Annotated in this window: 10 protein-coding genes; 8 read left to right on the top strand and 2 right to left on the bottom strand. The window is 68.1% G+C overall.

What is annotated here, in order from left to right:
• The 4 genes from Q1N79_RS01815 to Q1N79_RS01800 all read left to right on the top strand — a co-directional run.
• Positions 1-2226, top strand: a 2226-nt coding sequence (locus tag Q1N79_RS01815) for an ATP-binding protein (protein ID WP_300603349.1), incomplete at its 5' end; no start/stop codon positions are given.
• Complete coding sequence (locus Q1N79_RS01810) at positions 2216-2638, top strand: roadblock/LC7 domain-containing protein (protein WP_300603347.1); 423 nt, start codon at positions 2216-2218, stop codon at positions 2636-2638. The genes Q1N79_RS01815 and Q1N79_RS01810, both read left to right, overlap by 11 nt.
• Before the next feature lie 13 nt (positions 2639-2651).
• Positions 2652-3029 (top strand): DUF742 domain-containing protein, encoded by a 378-nt coding sequence (locus tag Q1N79_RS01805; RefSeq protein ID WP_300603345.1) that lies wholly within the window; start codon positions 2652-2654, stop codon positions 3027-3029.
• Positions 3010-3609: an ATP/GTP-binding protein gene (locus Q1N79_RS01800; RefSeq protein ID WP_300603342.1), complete on the top strand. Its 600-nt coding sequence runs from the start codon at positions 3010-3012 to the stop codon at positions 3607-3609. The genes Q1N79_RS01805 and Q1N79_RS01800 overlap by 20 nt, the downstream gene beginning before the upstream one ends.
• A gap of 4 nt (positions 3610-3613) precedes the next feature.
• Here Q1N79_RS01800 and Q1N79_RS01795 read toward each other — a convergent pair whose 3' ends face one another.
• Positions 3614-4141: an ATP-binding protein gene (locus Q1N79_RS01795; protein WP_300603339.1), complete on the bottom strand. Its 528-nt coding sequence runs from the start codon at positions 4139-4141 to the stop codon at positions 3614-3616.
• Positions 4142-4535: 394 nt separating this feature from the next.
• Between Q1N79_RS01795 and Q1N79_RS01790 the strand changes: the two genes are divergently transcribed.
• Together Q1N79_RS01790 and Q1N79_RS01785 are read left to right on the top strand one after the other, a co-directional pair.
• Entirely contained in the window at positions 4536-4781 is a 246-nt protein-coding gene (locus tag Q1N79_RS01790) for a DUF397 domain-containing protein (protein ID WP_300603336.1), read from the top strand.
• 166 nt (positions 4782-4947) lie between these two features.
• Positions 4948-5877, top strand: coding sequence for a helix-turn-helix transcriptional regulator (locus tag Q1N79_RS01785; RefSeq protein ID WP_300603334.1), 930 nt, complete (start codon positions 4948-4950; stop codon positions 5875-5877).
• A 188-nt stretch (positions 5878-6065) separates the two neighbouring features.
• On the opposite strand, the gene Q1N79_RS01780 is transcribed toward Q1N79_RS01785, so the two are convergent.
• Positions 6066-7634 (bottom strand): APC family permease, encoded by a 1569-nt coding sequence (locus Q1N79_RS01780; RefSeq protein ID WP_300603332.1) that lies wholly within the window; start codon positions 7632-7634, stop codon positions 6066-6068.
• Between the two features lie 654 nt (positions 7635-8288).
• Between Q1N79_RS01780 and Q1N79_RS01775 the strand changes: the two genes are divergently transcribed.
• Together Q1N79_RS01775 and Q1N79_RS01770 are read left to right on the top strand one after the other, a co-directional pair.
• Positions 8289-9422, top strand: a complete 1134-nt coding sequence (locus Q1N79_RS01775; protein WP_300603328.1) for a substrate-binding domain-containing protein — start codon at positions 8289-8291, stop codon at positions 9420-9422.
• Between the two features lie 626 nt (positions 9423-10048).
• Positions 10049-10620, top strand: a 572-nt coding sequence (locus Q1N79_RS01770; RefSeq protein ID WP_300603325.1) for a hypothetical protein, incomplete at its 3' end; no start/stop codon positions are given.

Below are 10620 nucleotides of genomic sequence, written 5' to 3'. Positions count from 1 at the left end.
ATCGCCGACCAGGGGGCGGTGCTGCAGGCCGAGGCGAGCAGCATCGCGGACGCGACCGCCGTCGAGCAGGGCCTCGGGCTGATCTCCGCGGTCAACACCCAGGAGGACGTGTCGGAGCAGGACGCCGTGCTGGCGGGAGCGCTCGCGAGCGGATCGCTGACCGCCGCCGACCGGGTGGCCTTCAGCCAGGCCGCGGGGCGGCAGCAGGACGACACGATGCTGTACGAGGAGCTGCTCACCCCGGCCGAGCTCAAGACCTACACCACCACGATGGACTCGCTGGCGCCGGCGGCGCTGCGCAGCGACCTGGCTACCATCCAGCAGGCCGTGCCGGCCGGCGTCTCGCTGCGCGCCATGGAACGGGACGGCCTGTCTCCTTCCTCCTGGCAGGCGCTGACCACGACGTGGCTGCACGGGGCAAGCACGGCGGGCACCGTCACCGCCAGCGCGGTGCTGACCGCCAACGAGAATCCCGCCATCGACGCCAAGAGGCGGGTATGGGAGACGGGCGCGCTCGGCGCCGCCGGCCTCATCCTCACGCTGCTCGTCACGATCCTGCTCGGCCGGTCCATCAACCGCCGGCTCACCTCGCTTCGCCGCGCCGCCCTCACGCTGGCCGAAGAGCAGCTCCCGGCGGTGGTGAGCAGGCTGCGCCGCGGCGCGAGCGTGGACGTCGCGGCGGAGGCCCCGCCGCTGCGCGCGGGCAACGACGAGATCGGCCAGGTCGCGCAGGCCATCGACACGGTGCGGCAGACCGCGATCAGGTCCGCCGTGGAAGAGGCACGGCTGCGGGCGGGTCTTTACGACGTGTTCCGCAACCTGGCCAGGCGAAACCAGTCGCTGGTGCAGCGCCAGCTCACCCTGCTCGACGACATGGAACGGCAGGCCACCGATCCGGACCTGCTCCAGGACCTGTTCAAGATGGACCACCTGACCACCCGCATGCGGCGGCACGCGGAGGGCCTCATCATCTTGTCCGGTGCCCCGCCCGGCCGCGGCTGGTCCTCGCCGGTCCGGCTGATCGACGTCATGCGCGGCGCCGTCGCCGAGATCGAGGACTTCGCCAGGGTCACCGTCAGCACGCAGTCGACGGCGGCCCTGGCGGGCAGCGCGGTCACTGACGTGATCCACCTGCTCGCCGAGCTGATCGAGAACGCCACCACGCTTTCCCCGCCGTTCACGCAGGTCCGGGTCTCCGGCGAGATCGTCGGGAACGGCTTCGCCGTCGAGATCGAGGACCGCGGACTCGGGCTGGCCCCGCAGCGGATGGCCGAGCTCAACCAGCGGCTCGCCAACCCGCCGGACATCAACCCGGCCAACACCGAGCAGCTCGGCCTGTTCGTCGTGGGGCAGCTCGCCCGGCGGCACGGCATCGCGGTCACGCTCCGCCCGTCCCCGTACGGGGGGACCACCGCGGTCACGCTGATCCCGCAGCGGCTGATAGTGGCCGAAGGGCCCGCCGCGATCACCGCGGGCGGCTCCCCGGGCGTGGCGTCCCGGCCCGGCGCCGGGCCGGCCGGCGTGAACGGCGGAGCCAACGGAGCCTACGGCGGGCTGTACGGGCCGGCTGGCAACGGGTGGTCCGGCGCTCACCAGCCGTACGGTCCCGGTCCCGCGGGCGCTTACCCGGCTGCGGGAACCTACGGGCCTGCCGAGTCCCGCGGGCCCGGCGGCCCCCCTGCCGTCGACCCGGCCCGGCCCGGCATCCGCATCTCGGGCGCCGTCCGGCAGTCCGGCAACGGCAGCGCCGCGGGCGACGGCGGGCCGGCCGGCCGGCGTGCCCGGCACACCTCCGAGCTTCCCGTGGTGACCGGCGTTCCGGTTTCCCGCCCCGCGGCGTCGTCGTTCGACGTCTTCACGCCGCTGCACCGGGCCGACGCGGCGCCGTCATCCGCGCCAGAAGGCCCCCGCGCGGATGACGGGAACAACCCGGGCAGCGACGGAGGTTATGACGAGGGCAATCTAGGCGGAAGTGGCTCCGGTGACTACAAGGGACTGCCGCGCCGCGTCCGCCAGGCCAACCTCGCTCCGCAGCTCCGCTCTTCCGCGGCGGCGGGGGCCGCCCCGACCGGGCCGACGGGGGCGACGAGCGCGACGGGGGTTCCCCGGGCCACGGCGGCCTCGCTGACCGACATGCGAAACACCCTGTCCGCTATGCAGCGCGGCTGGCAGCAGGGCCGCTCACAGGCGCAACAGGACACAGAGGGCAGGGTCGATGGGGACTGATTTCCACTATCCGGTGAGCCAGCTTGACTGGCTCCTCGATGATCTTGTGCTGCGGGTCCCGCACATCCAGCGGGCAGTCTTCCTGTCGCAGGACGGGCTGGCGCTCGGCGCCTCGCGCGGGCTGGACCGGGAAGACGCCGAGCACCTGGCCGCGCTGGCCGCGGGTTTCCAGTCGCTGGCGCGCGGTGCCGGGCGGCACTTCGGCCGCGGTCAGGTGCGGCAGACGATCATCGAGATGACGTCGGGCTTCCTCTTCGTGACGGCGGCCGGGCAGGGCACCTGCCTTGCCGTCCTCACCCGGCCAGAAGCCGACGTAGGCCAGGTCGCGTACGAGATGGCAGTCCTCGTGCAGCGCACCGGCGACCACCTGACGGTCAACATGCGGACGCAATCCGCGTTAGCTGGCACTTAGGAAGAAAACGCCCATGCGCTCTGACGACGAGCGGTGGCTCGATGCCGAGGCCGGCCCTGTCGTGCGGCCTTACGCGCTGACCCAGGGCAGGACGCGGCACTCAGGGGAGGCGTTCGACCTGGTCGCGACCGTGACCGTCACCCGCGCGCGGGTGGCGGACCCGAGCGCGCTCGCACCGGAACACCTGTCGGTGCTGCAACTTGCCCGCGCGCCAACTACGGTGGTGGACATCGCCTCTGATGTCGACCTACCCCTCGGCGTGGTTCGCATCCTGCTTGCGGACCTACGCGAGCTTGGGCTTGTCGCGATCCGGGCACCTGTCCCCACGAAGGCGCAGCAAGTGGACAGGAACACGCTGAGGGAGGTCCTTCATGGCCTACGGGGGCTATGAGCAAGGCGGCGCGGCGCCGCGCAGCTATCGTGCCATCAAGATCTTGCTCGCCGGCGGGTTCGGGGTAGGCAAGACGACGCTAGTCGGCGCGGTGAGCGAGATCAGGCCCCTGCGCACCGAGGAGCCGCTGACCGAGAGCAGCGCCGGAATGGACAACACCGTCGGCGTGGAACGCAAGACGACGACGACCGTGGCGATGGACTTCGGGCGGATCACGCTGCGCGAAGACCTCGTGCTGTACCTGTTCGGCACCCCCGGGCAGGAGCGCTTCTGGTTCATGTGGGACGAGCTCGCGGTCGGCGCCCTCGGCGCCGTGGTCCTCGCGGACACCCGCCGGCTGGCCGACTGCTTCCCGGCGATCGACTACTTCGAACGGCGCGAGATCCCGTTCATCATCGCCCTCAACTGCTTTGACGGTGCCCGCAGGTATTCCGCCGAGGACGTCCGCATCGCCCTCGACCTCGACCCTGGCCTGCCGATCGTCATATGCGACGCCCGGTCCAGGGAGTCGGCCAAGGAGGTCCTCATCGCCTTGGTGGAGCACGTGCTCTCCGTGGCCGACGAGCCGGTATCCCGCTGAGTCCCTAGGCGTACCGCAGGACGGCCCACACGGCCTTGCCGTGGCCCTCGATCGGGGACCAGCCCCACACGTAGCTGAGCGCGCCGACGATCTGCAGCCCGCGACCGCTCTCCCCGGTCCAGCCAGGCGCCTGGGGTACCGGGGCTTCGTCACTGGGATCGGTGACCGCCAGCATGACCTCCCCGACCCGGCGGAGCAGGCACAGCCGCAGCGCGTACGACCCGGCGGCGACGCCCTGCGGGGCCGTCCGCAGACCATGCCTGATCGCGTTCACCACGAGCTCCGCGATGATCAGCTCGGCGTCGTCGGTCAGCTGGCCAAGCCCCCAGCAGGTGAGCAGCTCCCGGACGAACTGACGCGCGGTCCTAGCCTCCTCGGGCACCGGGTTCAGCGGCCGGCTGGTCACGGCCGGCGTCTCCCACCACGCCGAGGGCACGAGGAGAAGCTGCGGAGGGGATGCCGGCGGAGCCGGGATGCTGACCACCTCGTCGTCGTCATCATCCGGCTCGTAAGCAACCCTCAGGTGAGCCAACGCAACCGCTTTCTGCATCGTCATGGGGCTAAAAAGCCTTGCCTATCGCAGTATGTGGGGTATGCCTCGCTTGTATCGTGCCTGATATATTGTGCAAATGCAAGACCGGATGCACGTTCATTCGATGCGTGCACACGGTTTCGCGGCAAGGCAGCGTTATACAGCGGCACACGAGTGCCGTAGTTTCTCGGCGACATCATGGAGGGACGGTGGGCTCGTAGCCCCGAGTCACCCAGCCGAACCGGCTGACACGCCTTAACCCGCCCCACGCTCGGAGCCCGCCCGCCTCGGCGGGTGATCGTCTGCTCGCGACACGTGGCCATCGATCACTTACAGTGATCACAGGTGGGGGGATGTTCATATACAAGATTTACGATTCGCCACTGGAAGGAACATGAGCAACAACTACAACGGCATGCCGGCCTCGGAACTCACCGAAGTCACCTGGCAGAAGAGCCAGCACAGCAACCCCAACGGGGCGTGCGTGGAGGTAGCGCTGCTGCCAGACGGTGAGATCGCCGTGCGCAACTCCCGCTTTCCCGGCGGGCCGGCACTCATCTATACCCACGCCGAGATAGCCGCATTCCTGGCGGGGGCGAAGGACGGAGAGTTCGATCACGTACTCTCATTGACGCGATAAGCAGCGCGTCAATGAGAGGTCTTGCACCTGCATGCGATCGCAGGCAAGATTGATGACCTCGGGCATCTCTTGAATTGTCATGCACTCCTCTTTCGCGATGGCATGATCACGTGGGAGACTGACGCATGCCCCATCGCCATGACCGGGCAGTGACCGAGGAGTAGCGATGCTCTCGTCTGAGGACTCATCCTGGGACACCCCCACCGGGGCCTCCTCCTGGGAGGCCCCGCAGTCCTTGTTTGGCCCGCGCTACGCGGGTCCGACTGTGCAGCGGCTCGTGCTCGGCGGGCACTTGCGCAGGCTTCGTGAGGAGGCGTGCATCACGACGGAGCACGCCGCGGACGCCATCCGCGGCTCGCACTCCAAGATCAGCCGGATGGAGCACGGGCGCGTCGGCTTCAAAGAGCGCGACATCGCCGACCTGCTGACCCTGTACGGGGTGAAGGCCGGCGAAGAGCGCGAGGCGCTGCTCAAGCTTGCCCGCGAGGCGAACACCCCAGGGTGGTGGCAGGGCTACTCAGACACCCTGCCGCACTGGGTAGAGCCATATTTCGGCCTGGAGGCCGCCGCCTCGTTCATCCGGAACTTCGAGCTGCAGTTCGTCCCTGGCCTGCTGCAGACCGAAGGCTACGCCCGGGCGATCATGCGGCTGGGCAACGCCCTGACCGCAGAGGATGTCGAACGCCGCGTCGAGGCACGGCTCTCCCGTCAGCAGATCCTGAACCGGGAGAGCCCGCCGCGGCTGTGGGCCGTGATCGACGAGGGCGCGCTGTGCCGGCCCATGGGCGGCAGTCCTGTCATGCGGGAGCAGGTGCGCCACCTGATCGACATGAGCGACCACCCCGCGGTGACGCTGCAGGTCCTGCCGTTCACGGCGGGCGCCCACCCGGCCATGGGCGGCCCGTTCACGATCCTGCGGTTCGCCGAGCCCGACCTGCGCGATGCGGTGTACATCGAGCAGCTGACCAGCGCCCTGTACCTCGACAAGCCGACCGACGTCGACAGCTACCTCGAGGTGATGGAGCAGATCTGCCTCCAGGCCGAGCCAGCCGCCAAGACCGCGCAGTTCCTCAGCGGCGTGCTGAACAGGCTCTAGGGCCGCGAGGCCACGGCCGCCACGGATCCGGCAATCGGGCCGTTGGCGCAGCTGGCCCGATACAGCCGGGCCGTTGGCGCGGCTGGCCCGATACAGCCGGGCCGTTGACGCAGCTGGCCCAATCACGAGGACACGCCGCCGACGGTCCTTAACCACTACTCCCGGACCTTAACTCCCCGGCATTGCGGCTACGACTCGTCGGGGACGAGCGTGGGGGTTGCCCTGGTCAGGGTCTGCTTGCGGAAGTACGCCGGCTTGACGATCCGCAGCCAGACCGCCGCGACAAGGCCCACGAGCGCGGAGACGAAGGCGATCGTGAAGGCCCCGCCGATGTACCAGTGCGGCCAGAACGGCATCAGCCAGGTGGTGTAGCTGTTCTCGGTCGCCACGTCCCAGTCCGCCCACAGGCTCCACCCGCCGGCGGCGTACATGATCAGGCCGCCGAGCACGGGCAGGATGCCCTGCATCCAGAGGTTGCGGGCGCTTGAGGTCAGCGTCTTGCGGTAGTACCAGGCGCAGGCGAACGCGGTCAGGCCGTAGTAGAAGGCGATGTACAGGCCGATCCCGGTCACCGCGTCGAGGATCATGTTCCCGCCCGACAGGTAGTTGAACGGGATGTACAGCGCGATCGAGATGGCGCCCATCACGATCGTCGAGACCGTAGGGGTCAGGTAGCGCGGGTGCATCCTGGCGAACGCCTTCGGGAGCGCCCCGTAGACCGCCATCGACAGCGTGGTGCGCGCCGTGGGCAGGATCGTCGTCTGCGTCGACGCCGCCGCCGAGCTGAGCACCATCAGGATCAGCAGCTGGGCGAGGACCCGGCCGAGGCCGGAGGTCCCGAACACCGAGCTGCCGAGCACCGACAAGACGTCGAACACGTGGGCCGGGTTGGCCAGTCCGACGCCCTTGTCTCCCACGCCCGCGAACGACTGGGCGGCGAAGATCGTCAGCACGTAGGTGATCAGCAGGATGAACGTCGAGATGATCGCCGCGCGCCCTGGCGTCTTCTCCTTGTCCGCGGTCTCCTCGTTGACCGAGACCGCCGTGTCCCAGCCCCAGTAGATGAACAGCATCAGGATCAGGCCGCTGACGAATGCAGAGAAGCCCTTCTGGAAGGGGTTGAACCACGTGAGGGACGGGGTGATCGACAGGCTTGGATGATGGCCGATGCCCACCCGGACCAGCGCGACCACCGAGAGCAGCAGCAGCATGACCACCTCGATGCTCAGCAGGAACCGCTGGAGCGCCGCGGACACCTCGATGCCGCGGTAGCAGATGTAGCTCATCGCGATGATCCACGCCACGCCGACCAGCAGCACCCAGCCGCTCGTCGGGTCCCCGCCGATGCCGTGGGCGCCGAAGAGCTGGAACACGTACTGCCCGGCGATCTGCGCCAGGCTCGCCATGACCAGGATGTCCGCGGCGACGATCCCCCAGCCGCCCGCCCAGCCGATCTTGGGGCCGAACGCGCGCGTCGCCCAGGTGAACGTGGTGCCGCAGTCCGGGTCGGCCTTGTTCATCTCGCTGTACCCGATCGAGGTCAGCAGCATCGGGATGAACGCGAGCAGCGCGACGATGGGCGCGCCGAGCCCGATGACCACCACGATGAGCCCCAGCGTGGCGGCCAGGCTGTAGGCCGGGGCGGTCGAGGCCACGCCCATGACGACGCTGGAGACCAGACCCAGCGCGCCGGACTTCAGTCCCTTGTCCACTTGCTCTTCGACGATGACCGGCGGTGTGCCTTCGGCGGTAGACATGCGTCACACCCCTCTCTGCGGGTCCGTGCCACGGTTTTAGCACAAAACTAGCTGAAAAACGAGTCATTCAGTTGTCTCATGGTGATAAAGCTTCGGGAAGCGGCAGTCCGCGACGATCGGCGCCCACCCCGGCCGGCTGCCCGGCCGACTGCACACATGCGGCAAACCAACTCCCACTGTGTGTACCCACCAGGCCCGCGCTCTAGTGGCGCGGCGCCCGGCAACGGGACGGCCGCGCGGGCCGGGTAGCGGCGGGCCGCGGAGGCGGGCCACCGGGCGCGCGAGGCGCCGTGAGCGCACCGGACGCGGCGGCCCGGGAACTCAGCGTGACGGCATGCCAGGACATGACGGTATCCGGACTATTTCCTATTGTTCAGATTGGCTAAGATCGTTATTATGTCTTTCCATAGGACAACAATTCATCGTTTACCGGATATACATCTAAAATCACTTGCGCTGTACGAAAGAGCTTGTTCCTTCACCTGATATTAAGCAATTAGCCCAGCTAGAGTCACCAAGAGATCAGCTTTCCGCCACCATCCGTTCCCTTGTCGCAACGCTCCATCCCAGGCAAAGTCTTGATCGGCATGTCCGCCGGCCTGTGCACCGGGACCGCACAGCACCCGTGACGGGCGCCAAAATGGAGGCAGGGGAATGCGAAAACTCACCAAGCTCTTTGCCGGCGCCGGGGCGATGCTCGCCGCCGCCGCCCTCGTGGCGAGCACGGCCACCACCGCAATGGCCGACCCGCCCAAGGGGGTTGTCCCGCGACCCATTGACATCGTGGGCGTCGGGTCGGACACCACGGCGTTCCTGCTCGACCAGATCTCGCACGACTACGACGCCAAGGTATCGGCCGCGGCCGCGCACCTGTACAGCTGGGACGCCACGCCGCCCGGCTCGACCTCGAGCGCGGCGACCAAGATCAAGCCCAAGGCCGGCTGCCCGGTGACCACCCGGCCGGACGGCTCAAGCGCCGGCGTTAAGGCGCTGGACGCGAACGAGCTCGACGGCACGACCGGGCACTACTGCATCGACTACAGCCGGTCGTCCGGCGGCCGGTCGTCAACCTCGCCGAAGCTGGGCCCTGGCGGTGTCGCGTACGTGGCGTTCGCCAAGGACGCGGTCACGTGGGCGACCCGGTCGACCAAGCACGGCGGGTCCGACGCGCCCAAGAGCCTGAGCCTTACTCAGCTTGAGGGCATCTTCAAGTGCACCACGACCAACTGGGACCAGGTGGGCGGCAAGGACGCCAAGATCACGGTGTTCCTGCCGCAGGCCGGCTCGGGAACGCTCTCGTTCTGGGAGAAGGTCATGGGCATCACCACCCTCGGTTCCTGCGTGAGCCAGAAGCCCGAGGAGAACGAGGGCACGTACGCCGGCTTCAACAGCCCGAACGCGATCTTCATCTACTCCGTCGGCGACTACGTCGCCCAGGTGTACCACTCACCCGTGTGCGGGAAGGCGCCGAAGGCCGGGCAGAACCTGTTCGGCTGCAACGTCACCGGTTACCTCCAGCTCGACGAGATCAACGGCGTCTCGCCGGTGACCTCCGCCAAGGTCCCGGTGATCAACTACTCGAAGTTCCCGTCCGAGTTCATCCGCACGCTGTACAACGTCGTGCGGTACAGCACCACGACCGCCGACCACATCCCGGCGTACCTGGAGTCCATCTTCAGCGCGGCGACCGCCAAGGTGAAGGGCTACCTGTGCACCAGCGCGGTCGCGAAGGCGGACATCGTGGACTACGGGTTCATCAACACCTCGCTGTGCGGGACGATCTCCTAGGTTCCGCAATCTGCTGAGCCCCAAGCTCAGTGGTACAGCTAAGCGGGCCCCCTGCCGTGACGGCAGGGGGCCCGCACGCTTTGGCGGAACGCGCCGCCCGAACAGCGGGCGCGTCCGGACATGCCCGCCGAAGTGTGACGGTGGCGCTGAGGATACAAATCGCATCGGTAGCTGTCCGCTTTGTCATGGTTTGTGGAAGCGAAATGTATCCTATGCCGTTAGCTCGGCCCGGTCGGCCGCCAACTTAGGACCCGAGACGCAGCTTCTCTGTCCCATTTTGTCCGGTTCTGTCCATGCCGCTTGGTTCCTATTTTGGCCGGGGAGCGTGGACAGCGCCCGTCACGAGTGTCCGCCGCCGTCCTGCAGTCGCCGTGCGCTGGCAGACCGGCACCGGGCGAAGCGCTCGGGACACGATTCGTGATATTTACAGCAAATCTAATCGGCTTGATCGGGAAATTCACCCGCCATTCATCTGGACTTTTCCCATCGTATAGCTGGATATCAGACCCTTAACCCGTTTGTCGGGAGCATCCGGGCCGGTCAACCGGGCTTGGCCGGGTAAGCGCCCGAGCGCGGGCCGGGCACAGCCGTTCCCGGCCCCAGGGACTAACTCCGGAGGAGTGGACATGCACAGGCTGAGAAAGGTGACCGCGGGCGTCGCGATCGCCGCCGCCGCGGTTCTCGTGGCCGCGGCGCCGGCATTCGCCGACCCGGTCAACGGCAGCGGGAAGGCCGTCGTGCCGAAGGCCTACGACATCGTCGGCGTCGGGTCGAACACCGACGAGGGACTGTTCGACCAGGCCTCGATCGACTACAACGCCACGATCTCTGCGGCGAAGCACACGGCCGGGACCCCCTACTTCTACAGCTGGGACGCCACCGTGCCGGGCTCGACCTCCACCGCGCCGACCACGATCAAGCCCAAGGCGGGGTGCGCGTCCACCACCCGGCCGAACGGATCGTCGGCCGGCCTCAAGGCGCTGGACGCGAACACGGTCGACGGCACCACCACCGATTACTGCATCGACTACGCGCGCACCTCAAGCGGCAGGTCGTCCACCTCGCCGAAACTGGGCCCGGGCGGCGTCGAATACGTGGCGCTGGCCGAGGACGCAGTCACCTACGCCACCAGGGACACCGGCGCCACCAAGAAGGTCCCGGCCACCTACGCGCCCAAGAGCCTGACCGCCGCGCAGCT

The organism is Trebonia sp. (assembly GCF_030042015.1).
GTDB lineage: Bacteria > Actinomycetota > Actinomycetes > Streptosporangiales > Streptosporangiaceae > Trebonia.
The sequence above is the reverse complement of the archived record's forward strand: the minus strand, read 5'-3'. Positions and strand labels throughout refer to the sequence as shown.